General features: G+C 57.5%; 11 protein-coding genes, 2 tRNA genes and 3 rRNA genes. 5 read left to right on the forward strand and 11 right to left on the reverse strand.

Annotation, left to right across the window (positions count from 1 at the left end; translation table 11 throughout):
• Positions 1 to 26 precede the first annotated feature (26 nt).
• On the reverse strand, positions 27 to 1565 hold the full coding sequence (murJ, locus tag OGV19_RS20540; RefSeq protein WP_264310410.1) for a murein biosynthesis integral membrane protein MurJ: 1539 nt from the start codon (positions 1563 to 1565) through the stop codon (positions 27 to 29).
• Between the two features lie 249 nt (positions 1566 to 1814).
• Between murJ and rpsT the strand changes: the two genes are divergently transcribed.
• Positions 1815 to 2093, forward strand: coding sequence for a 30S ribosomal protein S20 (gene rpsT, locus OGV19_RS20545; RefSeq protein ID WP_003247625.1), 279 nt, complete (start codon positions 1815 to 1817; stop codon positions 2091 to 2093).
• A 188-nt stretch (positions 2094 to 2281) separates the two neighbouring features.
• On the opposite strand, the gene OGV19_RS20550 is transcribed toward rpsT, so the two are convergent.
• From OGV19_RS20550 to OGV19_RS20595, 10 genes are all read right to left on the reverse strand, one after another.
• Positions 2282 to 4582 (reverse strand): PqiB family protein, encoded by a 2301-nt coding sequence (locus OGV19_RS20550; protein WP_264310411.1) that lies wholly within the window; start codon positions 4580 to 4582, stop codon positions 2282 to 2284.
• Positions 4575 to 5198: a paraquat-inducible protein A gene (locus tag OGV19_RS20555; RefSeq protein ID WP_264310412.1), complete on the reverse strand. Its 624-nt coding sequence runs from the start codon at positions 5196 to 5198 to the stop codon at positions 4575 to 4577. The genes OGV19_RS20550 and OGV19_RS20555 overlap by 8 nt, the downstream gene beginning before the upstream one ends.
• A complete protein-coding gene (locus OGV19_RS20560) occupies positions 5185 to 5844 on the reverse strand; it encodes a paraquat-inducible protein A (protein ID WP_264310413.1) in 660 nt (219 codons plus the stop codon). Before OGV19_RS20560 ends, OGV19_RS20555 begins: the two co-directional genes overlap by 14 nt.
• 150 nt (positions 5845 to 5994) lie before the next feature.
• Positions 5995 to 6110: ribosomal RNA gene (gene rrf, locus OGV19_RS20565) — 5S ribosomal RNA — on the reverse strand.
• A gap of 135 nt (positions 6111 to 6245) precedes the next feature.
• Positions 6246 to 9138, reverse strand: a 23S ribosomal RNA gene (locus tag OGV19_RS20570).
• 237 nt (positions 9139 to 9375) lie between these two features.
• Positions 9376 to 9451 (reverse strand) — tRNA-Ala (locus OGV19_RS20575).
• A gap of 23 nt (positions 9452 to 9474) precedes the next feature.
• Positions 9475 to 9551, reverse strand: a tRNA-Ile gene (locus OGV19_RS20580).
• Between the two features lie 87 nt (positions 9552 to 9638).
• Positions 9639 to 11175 (reverse strand): 16S ribosomal RNA (locus tag OGV19_RS20585).
• Together the 16S, 23S and 5S rRNA genes with 2 tRNA genes alongside form the textbook arrangement of a ribosomal RNA operon.
• Before the next feature lie 558 nt (positions 11176 to 11733).
• Complete coding sequence (locus tag OGV19_RS20590) at positions 11734 to 13227, reverse strand: CoA-acylating methylmalonate-semialdehyde dehydrogenase (RefSeq protein ID WP_264310414.1); 1494 nt, start codon at positions 13225 to 13227, stop codon at positions 11734 to 11736.
• A 74-nt stretch (positions 13228 to 13301) separates the two neighbouring features.
• A complete protein-coding gene (locus tag OGV19_RS20595) occupies positions 13302 to 14648 on the reverse strand; it encodes an omega-aminotransferase AptA (protein ID WP_264310415.1) in 1347 nt (448 codons plus the stop codon).
• A gap of 118 nt (positions 14649 to 14766) precedes the next feature.
• Between OGV19_RS20595 and OGV19_RS20600 the strand changes: the two genes are divergently transcribed.
• The 4 genes from OGV19_RS20600 to OGV19_RS20615 all read left to right on the forward strand — a co-directional run bounded on the left by OGV19_RS20600 (position 14767) and on the right by OGV19_RS20615 (position 18084).
• Complete coding sequence (locus tag OGV19_RS20600) at positions 14767 to 15684, forward strand: LysR family transcriptional regulator (protein ID WP_264310416.1); 918 nt, start codon at positions 14767 to 14769, stop codon at positions 15682 to 15684.
• A gap of 90 nt (positions 15685 to 15774) precedes the next feature.
• Positions 15775 to 16437: a TetR/AcrR family transcriptional regulator gene (locus tag OGV19_RS20605; RefSeq protein WP_264310417.1), complete on the forward strand. Its 663-nt coding sequence runs from the start codon at positions 15775 to 15777 to the stop codon at positions 16435 to 16437.
• Between the two features lie 9 nt (positions 16438 to 16446).
• Complete coding sequence (locus tag OGV19_RS20610; protein WP_264310418.1) at positions 16447 to 17031, forward strand: IMPACT family protein; 585 nt, start codon at positions 16447 to 16449, stop codon at positions 17029 to 17031.
• A gap of 366 nt (positions 17032 to 17397) precedes the next feature.
• Entirely contained in the window at positions 17398 to 18084 is a 687-nt protein-coding gene (locus OGV19_RS20615) for an SDR family oxidoreductase (protein ID WP_264310419.1), read from the forward strand.
• The last annotated feature ends 94 nt before the right edge of the window (positions 18085 to 18178 follow it).

Genomic DNA, 18178 nt, shown 5'->3' on the forward strand with positions numbered 1-18178 from the left:
AACCGACGCCTGACGTGCTCTGGGCTTCAGTGCAGGGCCTTGCGGGCGAAATGCCGAGGCCGGAAGCCACACAGGTACAGGCAGCCGAAATAGGTTACGACACCCGCCAGGATCAGCGCCCCGAGACGCGCGAAGCGCTCGAGCATGCCGCCCTGCTCCCAGGCCGGCATATAGTGCATGCCCGCCAGCAAAACCGCCGACATCAATGTCACCGCCAACACCAGTTTAAACAGGAAGCGGGTCCACCCCGGTTGCGGTTCGAACAGCCCTTGGCTGCGCAGTTTCCAAAACAGCAGGCCGGCATTGAGGCAGGCACCGAGGCTGATCGCCAGGGCCAGCCCGGCATGCGCAAGCGGGCCAACCAGGGCCAGGTTCAACAACTGGGTGCACACCAGCGTGAACACCGCGATCTTCACTGGGGTACGGATATTCTGCTGCGCATAGAAGCCTGGTGCCAGCACCTTGACCAGAATGATCGCCAACAGGCCCACAGAATAGGCCATCAACGCGCGCTGGGTCATCGCCGCATCGAACGCGCTGAACTTGCCGTACTGGAACAGCGCCACGGTCATCGGCTCGGCCAGAATGGCCATGGCCAGGGTGCAGGGCAACACCAGCAAGAAGCACAGGCGCAGGCCCCAGTCGAGGATGCGTGAATACTCTTCGCGGTCCTTGTTGGCATAGGTCTTGGCCAACGTTGGCAGCAAGATAGTGCCCAGCGCCACGCCCAGCACGCCGGACGGCAACTCCATGAGCCGATCGGCGTAGTACATCCACGACACCGAGCCGGCCACCAGGAACGAGGCGAAGATGGTGTTGATGATCAGTGATATCTGGCTGACCGAGACCCCGAGGATCGCCGGCAGCATCTGTTTGAGCACGCGCCATACACCGGTGTCGCGCAGGTTCAGGCGGGGCAGCACGAGCATGCCGATCTTTTTCAATGCCGGCAGCTGGTACAGCAGTTGCGCCAGGCCACCCGCCAGTACGCCCCAGGCCAGCGCCATGATTGGCGGGTCGAAATACGGCGTGAGCGCCACGGCGAAGATGATCATCGCCACGTTCAGCAAGGTCGGGGTGAACGCCGGGACGGAGAAACGGTTCCAGGTATTGAGGATCGCACCCGCCAGGGACGACAGCGAGATCAGCAATATATAAGGAAAGGTCACCCGCAACAGGTCGGTGGTGAGCGCGTATTTTTCGGCACTGTCGACAAAACCTGGCGCGGTGGCCCACACCACCCAGGGTGCCGCGAAGATACCAACGGCCGTGACCAGGGCCAGGACCAGGGTCAGCAAGCCGCTGACATAAGCGATGAAGGTGCGGGTCGCTTCGTCGCCCTGCTGGGTCTTGTACTCGGCCAGAATCGGCACGAAGGCTTGCGAAAACGCGCCTTCGGCAAAGATCCGTCGCAGCAGGTTGGGCAACTTGAACGCGATGAAAAAGGCATCAGTGGCGATGCCGGCACCAAACACACGCGCCAGAATGGTATCGCGCACAAAGCCCAACACCCTGGAAATCATGGTAATCGAGCTGACCGCAGCCAGGGATTTGAGCAAATTCATCGAAAAGATTCACGTCAGAGACAGAGGACGCTGCAGACAGCGTTCGAATGTGCGATACTCCCGCGCCTTCGCAGGGGAGCCAAAAATTCCCGAGTTTACAGGTCGCGCAGCAGAAAGGAATCTTTCCCTCTTGTTGGCGCACCGCTCGGCGGAACCTTGCAGGTGGCCTTGACATCCGTTCGACTGATCGGCATGATTCGCGGCCTATTTTGTTTGCTATTTACCTAAAGTCTTTCGAGGAGCTCGACGGTGGCCAACACACCTTCCGCCAAGAAACGTGCAAAACAGGCTGAGAAGCGTCGCAGCCACAACGCCAGCCTGCGTTCCATGGTCCGCACCTACATCAAGAATGTAGTTAAAGCCATCGACGCAAAAGACGCTGAAAAAGCGCAAGCCGCTTACGTTCTGGCTGTACCTGTAATCGACCGTATGGCCGATAAAGGTATCATCCACAAGAACAAAGCTGCTCGCCACAAAGGCCGTCTGAATGGCCACATCAAGGCGCTGAAAGAAGCTGCAGCTGCCTAAGCGACATGCTTGTCAAAAAACCGGCCCTAGGGTCGGTTTTTTGTTGCCTGCGATTTAACCGCTCACGCGCTTCTGTAGGAGCGGCCTTGCCGGGGCGCCGGACCGGTCGGAAAGGGGCTGCGTAGCAGCCCAGCGTTATCTATGGCGAAGTCAAAACCGGGGCTACAAGGGCCCTGCTGATAGAAAGATCACTTGGCTATCTGGATCTTAGGCGCCCACTGCAGCCATTGGTCCTCTGCCTTGTCGAACAGGGCAAAGGTCTGCTGCGGCCGCGCCGGGTTGCCCATCTGCTCGCCATCCGGTGTGGCAAAGGCAATACCGCCATCGATGAGTGTCTCCAGCGATTCGGTACGCACCGTCGCACCCTTGAACAGCCCCCAATCAAAGCCAAAGCCACTGCTGTTCCAGAAACGGCTGCCACTGCGCACCAAGGCTGCATAGCGCGGCTCGATAAGGATATGGATCAGCACGCGATCGGCACTCTGGCCCAACTCGAAGCCCGTCACCTTGCCTACCGCGACCTCACGGTAGGTCACCGGCACACCCGGCTTGATCGAGCCGCGCCGCGGTGCGCTGAGCGTCAATGGCAGGCCGACCTCAGGCCCGGCAATCTGCGGGGCATCGGCCAGGGCGATGAAATCACGTTGCGTGCCCTTGTCCTTGGCTGCCGGCTGCACTTCCAGGTATTGGCCGCCAATCAAGGTGTCGAGATTCTCAGTGCGCACCAGGCCTAAGGCAGGCTTGACCACCCAGAACTGCGTACCGACGCGCGCAATTCGCTCTGCAGCTTCGGTGATACGCGCCCGCAGCAGCACGGCCTGCAAGTCTGCGGTGAGGTCGACGCTCTCGATACTGCCAACGTCCAGGCCACGGAAGCGAATTGGCGTACCCGGCTTCAGGCCATCGGCACGGTCCACACGAATCGTGACCAACGTACCCGCACGATTGACCGCCTCCTGGCTCTCATGCAGACGGAACCGTGGAATATGACGCTTGAGCGCTACATCAGGCCTTGGCGTATCGAAGGCGATGCCGCCAGCCATGAGCGTCTGCAGTGACTCGCTCTTGATCTTGATGCCCGATAGGCCACCGGTCAGGGTAATGCCGCTGACGTTCCAGAAGCGCGACGAGCCGTTGACCAGGTTCTCGTATTCCTTCTCGATATGCACACCGATCAGGATGCGATTGCTATTGCGGGCGAACTGGTAGCTCTGCACGCTGCCCACTTTCACCTGGCGATACATCACCGGGCTACCGATTTCCAGCGAGCCCAGGGTATCGGCGAACAGCACCATGTGCAGGCCCGGGGCCTTGAGATCCAGCGGCGGCGCCTTGGGTCGGGCTTCGAACTCACGCAGCGGCTTGGCGCCTTTCTCGCCGGGGCGAATGGCAATGTAGTTACCTTTTACCAAGGCCTCCAAGCCTGTGATGCCGGCCAGGGAAATGGACGGCTTGACCACCCAGAACTGCGTCCCTTCGACCAGGTAGTCCTCGGTCAGCGGGTCGAGGGTGAGCTCGGCCATGGCGCTGCCGAGGTTATCCTCCATTTTCAGCGCTTTCAGCGAGCCGACCTGAATCCCCTTGTACATCACCGGCGTGCGACCGGCCTGCAGGCCTTCGTAGTCACTCAGCTTGACCTTGATACGGATCCCGGCTTGGGCGGCATCGAAGTCCTCATACAGGCGAAACGGCAGGCTGGGGTCGGTTGGCGGGCTGTCCTTGCGGTATTCCGGCGTCGCGAAGGCAATACCGCCGGCGACGATGCTCGACAGGGACTCGCTACGCACCTTCACCCCCGACAGGCTTGCATCGATACTGATACCGCTGGCGTTCCAGAATCGCGTGTGTTTGCGCACCAGGCTGGCGTAGGCCGGCTGGATGAACACCTTGATCTCGACCGTGTCCTGATCGTCAGAAAGCCGGTAGCTCTTCACCCGGCCGACCTGTATCTGCTTGTAGAACACTGGGCTGTCGCGATTGAGCGAACCCAGTCGATCGGCTTTGAGTATCAGGTGCAAGCCCGGCTCACTGTCCGACAAAGGCGGCGCTGCGGACAAGGCAGTGAAGCGCTTGGCCTTCTCCCCTTCACCCGGGCTGACGGCGATGTAGTTACCTGAGACCAACGTCTCCAGGCCGGTAATACCCGCCAGGCTGACGCTTGGCTTGACCAGCCAGAAGCGCGTCCCGGTGGTCAGGTGCGACTGAGCAGCCTTGTTCATTTCAATGGTGGCAATTACACCCTGGTTGGCACCTTTGGCATCCAGCACCAAAGCCGTCACCTTGCCGACCGGCATGCCTTTGTAGATGACTTCGGTCTTGTTGGCGACGATCCCTTCACCCGTGGTGAAGCGAACCTCGATTTCCACACCCGCATCACGATAAGCCTGCCATGCCAACCAGCCACCGATCATCAACGCGATCAGCGGCAGGATCCAGATGGCCGACCAGTTCGAAGCTGGGCGGGTTTTTGCCGTTGGCAGGTCACTCATGGTCGTCATCCGACTCCGTGTTATCCCAAATCAGTCGGGGATCGAAAGTTAAAGCAGCGAGCATCGTCAGAATCACCACACTGGCGAAGGCGACAGCGCCCAGGTTGGCTTCGACACTGGCTATTCGCCCGAAATTCACCACCGCCACCAGAATGGCGATGACGAAGATATCGAGCATGGACCAGCGTCCGATGAATTCGATAAAGCGGTACATCAGGATCCGCTGGCGCGCCGAAAGTGGCTGGCGACGCTGAACGGAGTACAGCAGCAAACCAATACCCACCAGCTTGAAGGTAGGCACCAGAATACTGGCAATGAATACCACCGCAGCGATTGGCACCATGCCGTGCTTGAGCAGGGTAATGACGCCCGACATGATGGTATCGGGGCTACCCTGGCCCAGTGTGCTTACAGTCATGATCGGCAACAGATTGGCAGGGATGTACAAAATGGACGCCGCAATCAGCAACGCCCAGGTACGCACGATACTGTTCGGCCGGCGGCCATGCACGATGGCACCGCAGCGTGTGCACGTCTGCGAGGCGCTGTCGGCCTCCTGCCTGTTCAGTTCGTGACACTCATTGCAGACAAGGATGCCTGCATCAATCGCCCGCATGGAGATCCTCCCCCGAAAGCGCACTCCAGATCTGATGCGGTGACATCACCACCTCAAGCCACACCTGAATCAACAACAAGCTGATAAAGCAGAACAGCCCCAACCCCACGGTCAGTTCAGCCAGGTCCACCAGCTTGACGATCGCCACCAGCACGCCCATGAAATAGACCTCGAGCATGCCCCAGTCGCGCAAGTGGTGATAGATGCGATAGAACAACAAGCCATAGCTGCGCCCCACGTCCAGCCGAATGCTCAGCAGTACCGCCAACTGGCACAACAGCTTCGCCAAGGGAATGGCCATGCTGCACAGGAAGACCACGACGGCCACACCGCGCATTTGTGAGTTATACAGGCCCACCACGCCGCTCCAGACCGTATCGTCCGACGTCTGGCCAAGCAGGTGTAACTGCATGATCGGCAGAAAGTTGGCAGGCACGAAAAGTAGCAGGGCGGTGAGCACCAAAGCCAGGCTGCGGTTGACCACATTGTGCCGGTGGGCGTAAAGCTCATAGCCACAGCGCGGGCACTGGGCTTTTTCATCGTGCTGCAGCACGGGCTTGCGCATCAGCAGGTCGCATTCGTGGCAAGCCACGAGTTCGTCCAGCGGCAATTGGGCCAGTGCTTCGGGTTCGACAGGGTTGGGCATATCGAGCTTCTGAATGGATGCGTGGGCTCTATTCTAGTGATCTGGCTCGAAATGTGGGAGGCGACTATTGACCGGTTCGCGAACGGTTTTTGTTCCAGGAAAAGACAAAACCCCTACCTGCTTGCGCAGATAGGGGTTTTGCGAAATGAATCTTGACGATGACCTACTCTCACATGGGGAAACCCCACACTACCATCGGCGATGCATCGTTTCACTACTGAGTTCGGGATGGGATCAGGTGGTTCCAATGCTCTATGGTCGTCAAGAAATTCTGTAGCCAGAATGTCCAGATGGACAGCCCAGCGAATTCGGATATGCGATATTTGTGGTTACGAACTTTCGGTTATTTCGTCTTCACCACCACAATTCGGCGCCTTACGCTCAAATTGCTTGGGTGTTATATGGTCAAGCCTCACGGGCAATTAGTATTGGTTAGCTCAACGCCTCACAGCGCTTACACACCCAACCTATCAACGTCGTAGTCTTCGACGGCCCTTTAGGGGATTCAAGATCCCAGTGAGATCTCATCTTGAGGCAAGTTTCCCGCTTAGATGCTTTCAGCGGTTATCTCTTCCGAACATAGCTACCCGGCAATGCCACTGGCGTGACAACCGGAACACCAGAGGTTCGTCCACTCCGGTCCTCTCGTACTAGGAGCAGCCCCTCTCAAATCTCAAACGTCCACGGCAGATAGGGACCGAACTGTCTCACGACGTTCTAAACCCAGCTCGCGTACCACTTTAAATGGCGAACAGCCATACCCTTGGGACCGGCTTCAGCCCCAGGATGTGATGAGCCGACATCGAGGTGCCAAACACCGCCGTCGATATGAACTCTTGGGCGGTATCAGCCTGTTATCCCCGGAGTACCTTTTATCCGTTGAGCGATGGCCCTTCCATACAGAACCACCGGATCACTAAGACCTACTTTCGTACCTGCTCGACGTGTTTGTCTCGCAGTCAAGCGCGCTTTTGCCTTTATACTCTACGACCGATTTCCGACCGGTCTGAGCGCACCTTCGTACTCCTCCGTTACTCTTTGGGAGGAGACCGCCCCAGTCAAACTACCCACCATACACTGTCCTCGATCCGGATAACGGACCTGAGTTAGAACCTCAAAGTTGCCAGGGTGGTATTTCAAGGATGGCTCCATGAGAACTGGCGTCCCCACTTCAAAGCCTCCCACCTATCCTACACAAGCAAATTCAAAGTCCAGTGCAAAGCTATAGTAAAGGTTCACGGGGTCTTTCCGTCTAGCCGCGGATACACTGCATCTTCACAGCGATTTCAATTTCACTGAGTCTCGGGTGGAGACAGCGCCGCCATCGTTACGCCATTCGTGCAGGTCGGAACTTACCCGACAAGGAATTTCGCTACCTTAGGACCGTTATAGTTACGGCCGCCGTTTACCGGGGCTTCGATCAAGAGCTTCGCTTGCGCTAACCCCATCAATTAACCTTCCGGCACCGGGCAGGCGTCACACCCTATACGTCCACTTTCGTGTTTGCAGAGTGCTGTGTTTTTAATAAACAGTCGCAGCGGCCTGGTATCTTCGACCGGCATGGGCTTACGGAGCAAGTCCTTAACCCTCGCCGGCGCACCTTCTCCCGAAGTTACGGTGCCATTTTGCCTAGTTCCTTCACCCGAGTTCTCTCAAGCGCCTTGGTATTCTCTACCTAACCACCTGTGTCGGTTTGGGGTACGGTTCCCAGTTATCTGAAGCTTAGGAGCTTTTCTTGGAAGCATGGCATCAACCACTTCGTCGCCTAAAGGCAACTCGTCATCAGCTCTCGGCCTTGAGATCCCGGATTTGCCTAAGATCTCAGCCTACCACCTTAAACTTGGACAACCAACGCCAAGCTGGCCTAGCCTTCTCCGTCCCTCCATCGCAATAACTGGAAGTACAGGAATATTAACCTGTTTTCCATCGACTACGCTTTTCAGCCTCGCCTTAGGGACCGACTAACCCTGCGTCGATTAACGTTGCGCAGGAAACCTTGGTCTTTCGGCGTGGGAGTTTTTCACTCCCATTGTCGTTACTCATGTCAGCATTCGCACTTCTGATACCTCCAGCAAGCTTCTCAACTCACCTTCACAGGCTTACAGAACGCTCCTCTACCGCATCATCATAAGATGATACCCGTAGCTTCGGTGCATGGTTTGAGCCCCGTTACATCTTCCGCGCAGGCCGACTCGACTAGTGAGCTATTACGCTTTCTTTAAAGGGTGGCTGCTTCTAAGCCAACCTCCTAGCTGTCTAAGCCTTCCCACATCGTTTCCCACTTAACCATGACTTTGGGACCTTAGCTGACGGTCTGGGTTGTTTCCCTTTTCACGACGGACGTTAGCACCCGCCGTGTGTCTCCCATGCTCGGCACTTGTAGGTATTCGGAGTTTGCATCGGTTTGGTAAGTCGGGATGACCCCCTAGCCGAAACAGTGCTCTACCCCCTACAGTGATACATGAGGCGCTACCTAAATAGCTTTCGAGGAGAACCAGCTATCTCCGAGCTTGATTAGCCTTTCACTCCGATCCACAGGTCATCCGCTAACTTTTCAACGGTAGTCGGTTCGGTCCTCCAGTCAGTGTTACCTAACCTTCAACCTGCCCATGGATAGATCGCCCGGTTTCGGGTCTATACCCAGCGACTAAACGCCCTATTAAGACTCGCTTTCGCTACGCCTCCCCTATTCGGTTAAGCTCGCCACTGAATATAAGTCGCTGACCCATTATACAAAAGGTACGCAGTCACCTAACAAAGTAGGCTCCCACTGCTTGTACGCATACGGTTTCAGGATCTATTTCACTCCCCTCTCCGGGGTTCTTTTCGCCTTTCCCTCACGGTACTAGTTCACTATCGGTCAGTCAGTAGTATTTAGCCTTGGAGGATGGTCCCCCCATATTCAGACAAAGTTTCTCGTGCTCCGTCCTACTCGATTTCATTGATAAGAGATTTTCGTGTACGGGGCTATCACCCACTATGGCCGCACTTTCCAGAGCGTTCCACTAATCTCAAACCAACTTAAGGGCTGGTCCCCGTTCGCTCGCCACTACTAAGGGAATCTCGGTTGATTTCTTTTCCTCAGGGTACTTAGATGTTTCAGTTCCCCTGGTTCGCCTCTTGCACCTATGTATTCAGTACAAGATACTCAGCTTATGCTGAGTGGGTTCCCCCATTCAGAGATCTCTGGATCACAGTCTGTTTGCCGACTCCCCAAAGCTTATCGCAGGCTACCACGTCTTTCATCGCCTCTGACTGCCAAGGCATCCACCGTATGCGCTTCTTCACTTGACCATATAACCCCAAGCAATCTGGTTATACTGTGAAGACGACATTCGCCGAAAATTCGTTTTGCTCTTTCGAGCCCACAAATTTTACCTTAGCCTGATCCACTACCAGTGAAAGTAGTGTTCAGTCTATTTCTATCACATATCCGAATTTTTAAAGAACGATCTGACAAAAGTCAGAAATCAACATTCATCACCGAATGCTCATTTCTAAGTTCTGACAAGCTACTGCATACTGCGGAAGTGGTGGAGCCAAGCGGGATCGAACCGCTGACCTCCTGCGTGCAAGGCAGGCGCTCTCCCAGCTGAGCTATGGCCCCGTAGTCTAGGCTGCACCATGTAATGGTAGGTCTGGGCAGATTTGAACTGCCGACCTCACCCTTATCAGGGGTGCGCTCTAACCAACTGAGCTACAGACCTATAACAGGGTCGCGTTACAGCATCGTCTTTATACAAGTGAATCAAGCAATTCGTGTGGGAGCTCATCAGCAGGCTGATGTCGTCGATTAAGGAGGTGATCCAGCCGCAGGTTCCCCTACGGCTACCTTGTTACGACTTCACCCCAGTCATGAATCACACCGTGGTAACCGTCCTCCCGAAGGTTAGACTAGCTACTTCTGGTGCAACCCACTCCCATGGTGTGACGGGCGGTGTGTACAAGGCCCGGGAACGTATTCACCGCGACATTCTGATTCGCGATTACTAGCGATTCCGACTTCACGCAGTCGAGTTGCAGACTGCGATCCGGACTACGATCGGTTTTGTGAGATTAGCTCCACCTCGCGGCTTGGCAACCCTCTGTACCGACCATTGTAGCACGTGTGTAGCCCAGGCCGTAAGGGCCATGATGACTTGACGTCATCCCCACCTTCCTCCGGTTTGTCACCGGCAGTCTCCTTAGAGTGCCCACCATAACGTGCTGGTAACTAAGGACAAGGGTTGCGCTCGTTACGGGACTTAACCCAACATCTCACGACACGAGCTGACGACAGCCATGCAGCACCTGTGTCAGAGTTCCCGAAGGCACCAATCTATCTCTAGAAAGTTCTCTGCATGTCAAGGCCTGGTAAGGTTCTTCGCGTTGCTTCGAATTAAACCACATGCTCCACCGCTTGTGCGGGCCCCCGTCAATTCATTTGAGTTTTAACCTTGCGGCCGTACTCCCCAGGCGGTCAACTTAATGCGTTAGCTGCGCCACTAAAATCTCAAGGATTCCAACGGCTAGTTGACATCGTTTACGGCGTGGACTACCAGGGTATCTAATCCTGTTTGCTCCCCACGCTTTCGCACCTCAGTGTCAGTATCAGTCCAGGTGGTCGCCTTCGCCACTGGTGTTCCTTCCTATATCTACGCATTTCACCGCTACACAGGAAATTCCACCACCCTCTACCGTACTCTAGCTTGCCAGTTTTGGATGCAGTTCCCAGGTTGAGCCCGGGGCTTTCACATCCAACTTAACAAACCACCTACGCGCGCTTTACGCCCAGTAATTCCGATTAACGCTTGCACCCTCTGTATTACCGCGGCTGCTGGCACAGAGTTAGCCGGTGCTTATTCTGTCGGTAACGTCAAAACAGCAAGGTATTCGCTTACTGCCCTTCCTCCCAACTTAAAGTGCTTTACAATCCGAAGACCTTCTTCACACACGCGGCATGGCTGGATCAGGCTTTCGCCCATTGTCCAATATTCCCCACTGCTGCCTCCCGTAGGAGTCTGGACCGTGTCTCAGTTCCAGTGTGACTGATCATCCTCTCAGACCAGTTACGGATCGTCGCCTTGGTGAGCCATTACCCCACCAACTAGCTAATCCGACCTAGGCTCATCTGATAGCGCAAGGCCCGAAGGTCCCCTGCTTTCTCCCGTAGGACGTATGCGGTATTAGCGTTCCTTTCGAAACGTTGTCCCCCACTACCAGGCAGATTCCTAGGCATTACTCACCCGTCCGCCGCTGAATCGAAGAGCAAGCTCTTCTCATCCGCTCGACTTGCATGTGTTAGGCCTGCCGCCAGCGTTCAATCTGAGCCATGATCAAACTCTTCAGTTCAATACTGCTTGGGTTTTTAAGAAACCCTAAACTTGGCTCAGCAATCTCAAATGACTATGTGATTTCTCGCATGGTCACTTGTGATGCTGATAATCTTTGTGACTATCAGTCCATACTCACAAGCACCCACACGAATTGCTTGATTCAATTTGTTAAAGAGCGTTTGGTTAAGAGCTTTTCGTCTCAACCGAGGCGCGCATTCTACGCTTTCCTCAGAGCCTGTCAAGCGTTTATTTTGAAGTTTTTCGCGAGAATCTCGTTTAGCTTCAAACACTTAACTCGCTGCGATCTCTCGTAGCGGGAGGCGAATTCTACAGCGTTTAGAAGCGCTGTCAACCACCATTTCAACCGCTGACGATCTTTCGATCGAAGCCCTTCCATCATCACCTGAATCGATTAACTCTTTGATACTCAAGGAGTTTCTCGCTCCATCTACGCTGGAAGTGGGGCGCATTATAAGGGGATTCGAAACCCCGTCAACCTTTAATTTCAAGAAACCTTAATATCGCTGAAAACAAAGCGGGGAGGCCTTCCGGCCTCCCCGCTTCTCTTCATCACTTAAAGGCTAGGGAAGGCGAACTGCGACGCTTCATGGCTAGCCCGCTGCGGCCACCGCTGGGTGATCGCCTTGCGACGAGTATAGAAACGCACCCCATCCGGACCATAAGCATGCAGGTCACCAAACAGCGAACGCTTCCAACCGCCGAAGCTGTGGTACGCCACCGGTACCGGCAGCGGCACGTTTACACCGACCATGCCCACTTCGATCTCGTCACAGAACAGGCGCGCTGCCTCACCATCACGGGTAAAGATGCAGGTGCCGTTGCCATATTCGTGATCGTTGATCAGCTGCATGGCCTGTTCCAGGCTGTTAACCCGGACCACGCACAGCACAGGGCCGAAGATCTCTTCTTTATAGATGCGCATCTGCGGGGTGACCTTGTCGAACAGGGTGCCACCCACGAAGTAACCATCTTCATTACCTGCAACCCGCAAGCCACGGCCATCTACCACCAGCTTGGCGCCAGCAGCCACACCGTCGTCGATGTAGCCAACCACCTTGTCGCGGGCAGCAGCAGTAACCAGCGGCCCCATATCCAGGCCACACGAGGTACCGGCACCAATCTTCAGTGCTTTGATCTGCGGCTCCAGCTTGGCGATCAGTGCATCAGCGACCTGGTCACCCACGCACACCGCCACCGAAATCGCCATGCAGCGCTCACCGCACGAACCGTAGGCGGCACCCATCAGGGCGCTGACGGCGTTGTCCAGGTCGGCATCGGGCATCAGCACGGCATGGTTCTTCGCCCCCCCCAGGGCCTGTACGCGTTTGCCGCGTTTGGTGCCCTCGGCATAGATGTACTCGGCGATCGGGGTCGAGCCGACAAAACTCAGCGCTTTCACTTCCGGGGCTTCGATCAGCGCGTCCACGGCTTCCTTGTCGCCATGCACCACATTAAGGATGCCCTTCGGCAGACCGGCTTCCAGCAGCAGCTGGGCAATGTACAAGGTCGAGCTCGGGTCACGCTCGGAAGGCTTGAGGATGAACGCGTTACCGCAGGCGATGGCCAGCGGATACATCCACAGCGGGACCATGGCCGGGAAGTTGAACGGGGTAATGCCAGCGACCACGCCCAGCGGCTGGAAGTCGGACCAGGCATCGATGTTAGGGCCGACGTTGCGGCTGTACTCGCCTTTCAACACTTCTGGCGCTGCGCAGGCAAACTCGACGTTCTCGATGCCGCGCTTCAGTTCGCCGGCTGCGTCTTCGACGGTCTTGCCATGCTCTTCGCTGATCATCTGCGAAATCTTGGCTTCGTTCTGCTCCAGCAGTTGCTTGAAGCGGAACATCACCTGGGCGCGCTTGGCTGGTGGGGTATTGCGCCAGGCCGGGAAGGCCGCCTTGGCCGAGTCGATCGCTTCCTGCACGGTCGCACGACTGGCCAGCTCGACCTTGCGTACAGCCTGGCCGGTGGACGGGTTAAAGACATCGGCGGTGCGCTCACCCTTGGAAATCAGCTCGCCATGGATCAGGTGCTGAACAATGCTCATGCAAAACTCCAGATATAGAAGGTAGAAGCAGGCGCGCATATATATGCACGCGCCTGGCATCGAAATCGGAAAGATCAGTCGATCAGGTTCAGGTTTTCGCCGACGGCGTCGAACAGGCGATCCAGTTCCTGCGGCGTGGTGTTGAACGTTGGGCCAAACTGCAGGGTGTCGCCACCGAAGCGTACATAGAAGCCTGCCTTCCACAGTTTCATCGCCACTTCGTAAGGGCGGACGATGGCATCACCGTCACGGGCGGCGATCTGGATGGCGCCGGCCAAGCCGTAGTTACGAATATCGACGACGTTCTTGGTGCCCTTCACGCCGTGCAACAGCTTCTCGAAGTGCGGCGCCAGCTCGGCGGCAGACTGCACCAGGTTTTCCTTCTGCAGCAGGTCCAGCGCGGCGATACCGGCGGCACAGGCTACCGGGTGGGCCGAATAGGTGTAACCGTGCGGGAACTCCACAGCGTATTCCGGCGTCGGCTGGTTCATGAAGGTCTGGTAGATCTCGCTGCTGGCAATCACCGCACCCATCGGAATGGCGCCATTGGTTACCTGCTTGGCGATGCACATCAGGTCCGGGGTCACGCCGAAGGCTTCAGCGCCGGTCATCGCGCCCATGCGGCCAAAGCCGGTGATCACTTCGTCGAAGATCAGCAGTATGTTGTGCTGGGTGCAGATTTCACGCAGGCGCTTCAGGTAACCCTTCGGCGGCGGCAGTACACCGGCGGAACCCGCCAGCGGCTCGACGATCACCGCAGCGATGTTGGAAGCATCGTGCAGCTCGATCAGCTTGAGCATTTCGTCAGCGAGGGCAATACCGCCCTCCTCCGGCATGCCCTTGGAGAAGGCGTTCACCGGCAGCACGGTGTGAGGCAGGTGGTCGACATCCAGCAACTGGCCGAACATCTTGCGGTTACCGTTCACGCCACCCAGGCTGGTACCGGCGATGTTCACGCCATGGTAGCCACGGGCACGGCCGATGATCTTGGTCTTGGTCGCCTGGCCTTTCAGACGCCAGTAGGCACGCACCATCTTCAGCGCGGTGTCGGCGCACTCGGAACCGGAGTTGGTATAGAAGACGTGATTCAGGTCGCCTGGAACCAGATCGGCAATCTTTTCTGCCAGCTGGAACGACAGCGGGTGGCCAAACTGGAACGCAGGGGAATAGTCCAAGGTACCCAGCTGGCGGGCTACCGCCTCGGTGATTTCCTTGCGGGTATGCCCGGCGCCGCAGGTCCACAAGCCAGACAGGGCGTCGAAAATCTTGCGCCCCTTGTCATCCACAAGGTAGTTACCTTCCGCCGCCACAATCAGGCGTGGGTCGCGATGGAAATTGCGGTTGGCGGTGTAGGGCATCCAGTGGGCATCCAGCTTCAGCTGGCTGGCGATACCGGTGGTGGCGGTTTCGGGCATGTTCATCGGCGGTTCCTCGGAAGACGAATAGGCAACGATGGATGTTGTTGCGACTAAATTGGCACGGCGATAAAGTCTGAAAAAGCCTGCATTTCTAATCTTCAGATAGGGCAACACTAAACTAATGAGCCGACGCCCCGACCCACTCGCCCAAGTCAGCGATTTTGACATTCGCCTGTTGAAGATCTACCGCAGCGTAGTCGAGTGCGGCGGCTTCTCGGCAGCCGAGAACGTGCTCGGGATCGGCCGCTCGGCCATCAGCCAGCAGATGAATGACCTGGAGCAGCGCCTCGGCCTGCGCCTGTGCCAGCGCGGCCGGGCCGGTTTCTCGCTGACCGAGGAAGGCCGTGAGGTCTACCATTCGGCCTTGCAGTTGCTCAGTGCCCTGGAGAGCTTCCGCACGGAAGTCAACGGGCTGCACCAGCACTTGCGTGGCGAGCTGAACATCGGCCTTACCGACAACCTGGTGACCCTGCCGCACATGCGCATCACCCATGCCCTTGCCGAGCTCAAGGACCGTGGCCCTGATGTGCGTATCAACATCCGCATGATCGCCCCCAGCCAGGTCGAGCACGGCGTGCTCGACGGCAGCCTGCACGTCGGCGTGGTGCCGCAGACCATCGCGCTTTCAGGCCTTGAATATCAACCGCTGTATAGCGAGCGCTCGCTGCTGTATTGCGCAGTGGGCCACCCGCTGTTCTACGCCGACGATCAACAGGTAGATGACGAGCGGCTCAACAGCCAGGAAGCCATTACCCCCACCTTCCGCTTGCCCGCCGATATCCAGGCCCATTACCAAGCCCTGCACTGCACGGCCAGCGCTTCGGACCGCGAGGGGATGGCGTTCCTCATTCTCACGGGGCGCTACATCGGCTACCTGCCAGACCACTACGCCAGCTTCTGGGTGCAGCAAGGTCGGCTGCGTGCCCTCAAGCCCCGGCAGCGCTTCTATGACCTGAGCCTGAGCTGGGTCACACGCAAAGGGCGGCGGCCAAACCTGGTGCTGGAAAGCTTCCTGGATAGCCTGGCAGCGACACGCTGATGCCTGTCTGTGACGCAAACGCTTGTCACTTCGGCGCAGGAAGGTAATCTTGTCCGACAGCCGCTGCCACTGACCCGTACGGAATCGTCCATGACCCTTGAAGTCCCAGCGCATCGCCTCTCCGCCTCGGGCAAGCCCGCCGGCCGCATCCGCCAGAAGAACGAACAGGCCATCATCCAGGCCGCCGAAGACGAATTCGCCCGCCATGGCTTCAAGGGCACCAGCATGAACACCATCGCCCTGAAGGCCGGTTTGCCCAAGGCCAACCTGCATTATTACTTCACCAACAAGCTGGGCCTGTACATTGCCGTGCTCAGCAACATCATCGAGTTGTGGGACAGCACCTTCAACGCCTTGAGCGTCGAGGACGACCCAGGTGAAGCGCTAAGCCAGTACATTCGGACCAAGATGGAGTTCTCGCGGCGCAACCCGCAAGCCTCGCGGATTTTCGCCATGGAAGTGATCAGCGGCGGCAGTTGCCTGAACGAGTACTTCAGCGCCGACTACCGTGAATGGTTCCGTGGCCGGGCAGCGGTATTCCAGGCCTGGATCGCAGCAGGCAAGATGGACCCGGTCGACCCGGTGCACCTGATATTCCTGCTGTGGGGCAGCACCCAGCACTATGCCGACTTCGCCACGCAGATCTGCCAGGTCACCGGCCGCAGCCGCCTGACCAAGCAGGACATGGAAGACGCGAGCAGCAATCTTATCCACATCATTCTCAAGGGGTGCGGCATCAAGCCGAGCGCCTGACAGCCATTTATGCCTTCTACCCTGCTCGACCTCTGTGAATTTCGCGAAGAAATCCGCAAAAGCCGCTTCATCACCCTCGCCGGCCCGATTACCAGTGCTGCCGAGGCGATGAGCTTCATCGAACGCCACAGCGATCTGGCCGCCACCCACAACTGCTGGGCCTGGAAGCTCGGCGGGCAGTACCGCAGCAATGACGATGGCGAACCGGGCGGTACCGCCGGGCGCCCCATTCTGGCCGCCATCGAAGCGCAAGACTGCGATCAGGTGGTAGTGCTGGTGATCCGCTGGTACGGCGGTATCCAGTTGGGTACCGGTGGCCTGGCCAGGGCCTATGGCGGCGGGGCCAACAAATGCCTGCAACAGGCTCCCAAGCGCCTGCTGGTGCAGCGCAGCGAATTCACCTGCAGTTGCAGCTTCAGCGAGCTGGCGCTGGTGAAACTGCGCCTGGCAGACGTTGACGGCCTGGTGCTGGATGAACAATTCACTGCCAATGGCGTAGACCTGCGCATTGCGGTGGGGGCAACTCACCTGGCACCGCTGCAGCAGCAGCTGGCCGACCTGAGCCGGGGGCGCATTCTGCTCGAAGCCCGCTGAACATTGCTCACAAGAACTGTGGGCCTGCCTGTGGATAAGCTTGGGGCACTCTCTTGCAGGCTAGTCGTTTCAAGGCCTGCAGAGCTTTGATCATATTTTGATCACTATTTGATGACAGCCGTAAATAACTGAAAGCCTGGGAGTTATCCCCAATCCTTGTGGCTGAGACAAACCTGCCAGCCCGTTCAGCTTGCACACAATAACTGTGGAACAGCCTGTGGATAACCCGTTAGCCAACAGGCGAAGCGCCCGTCTACACACGGCCTGGCGCCATCGATCATTTTTTAACCAGGCGCAACGCAGGCACAGCCAGCGACTCTGCAGTATGCTCAATTCCTTTTCCTACACCGATAAAGGAATGTTCCTATGGCTAACTCAAGAACTGCCCTCATCATCGGCGCCTCACGCGGCCTTGGCCTGGGGCTGGTGCAACGCTTGCAAGAGGATGGCTGGAACGTCATCGCCACCGTGCGCGACCCAAACAAGGCCGGGGCCCTGGCCAACGTTCCCGGTGTACGCATCGAGCAGCTGGAGATGAACGACACCGCTCAGCTCGATGGCTTGAAGCAGCGCCTGCAAGGCGAGGTGTTCGACCTGGTGTTCGTCAACGCAGGCGTCATGGGGCCCCTGCCACAAGACCTGGAGGCCGTCCGCAACCAGGACATCGGCGACCTGTTCATGACCAACGCAGTGGCCCCCATCCGCGTCGCCCGCCGCTTGGTCGGCCAGGTGCGCGAGGGCAGCGGCGTGCTGGCCTTCATGAGCTCGATCCTGGGCAGCGTAACCATCCCGGACGGCGGTGAGGTCTGCTTGTACAAAGCCAGCAAGGCGGCCCTGAACTCGATGATCAACAGCTTCGTCGTCGAACAACAGCGCCCCGACCTCTGCGTGCTGGCCATGCACCCTGGCTGGGTGAAGACCGACATGGGCGGCGAGAACGCCGAGATCGACGTGCTGACCAGCACCCGCGGCATGCTCGAGCAGATCAAAGCGCAAAGCGGCAATGGCGGCCTGCGCTTCATCAACTACAAGGGCGAACCACTGATCTGGTGAATTGAAAGCCGCGTGGCGAGGCAGTAGACTCAATGCCTCGCCCCCGTGGCGGACCTGGATCAGCAGACAGGGCAACACTGAGCTGGCTAACCTG

The organism is Pseudomonas putida, from assembly GCF_025905425.1.
GTDB lineage: Bacteria > Pseudomonadota > Gammaproteobacteria > Pseudomonadales > Pseudomonadaceae > Aquipseudomonas > Aquipseudomonas putida_AF.

Excerpts from the sequence above, each read along its gene's own strand:
- OGV19_RS20590 (WP_264310414.1), bottom strand. The coding sequence starts at position 13,227 with ATGAGCATTGTTCAGCACCTGATCCATGGCGAGCTGATTTCCAAGGGT.
- murJ (WP_264310410.1), bottom strand. The coding sequence starts at position 1,565 with ATGAATTTGCTCAAATCCCTGGCTGCGGTCAGCTCGATTACCATGATT.
- OGV19_RS20605 (WP_264310417.1), top strand. The coding sequence starts at position 15,775 with ATGACCCTTGAAGTCCCAGCGCATCGCCTCTCCGCCTCGGGCAAGCCC.
- OGV19_RS20550 (WP_264310411.1), bottom strand. The coding sequence starts at position 4,582 with ATGAGTGACCTGCCAACGGCAAAAACCCGCCCAGCTTCGAACTGGTCG.
- OGV19_RS20555 (WP_264310412.1), bottom strand. The coding sequence starts at position 5,198 with ATGCGGGCGATTGATGCAGGCATCCTTGTCTGCAATGAGTGTCACGAA.
- OGV19_RS20615 (WP_264310419.1), top strand. The coding sequence starts at position 17,398 with ATGGCTAACTCAAGAACTGCCCTCATCATCGGCGCCTCACGCGGCCTT.
- OGV19_RS20595 (WP_264310415.1), bottom strand. The coding sequence starts at position 14,648 with ATGAACATGCCCGAAACCGCCACCACCGGTATCGCCAGCCAGCTGAAG.
- OGV19_RS20600 (WP_264310416.1), top strand. The coding sequence starts at position 14,767 with ATGAGCCGACGCCCCGACCCACTCGCCCAAGTCAGCGATTTTGACATT.
- OGV19_RS20610 (WP_264310418.1), top strand. The coding sequence starts at position 16,447 with ATGCCTTCTACCCTGCTCGACCTCTGTGAATTTCGCGAAGAAATCCGC.
- OGV19_RS20560 (WP_264310413.1), bottom strand. The coding sequence starts at position 5,844 with ATGCCCAACCCTGTCGAACCCGAAGCACTGGCCCAATTGCCGCTGGAC.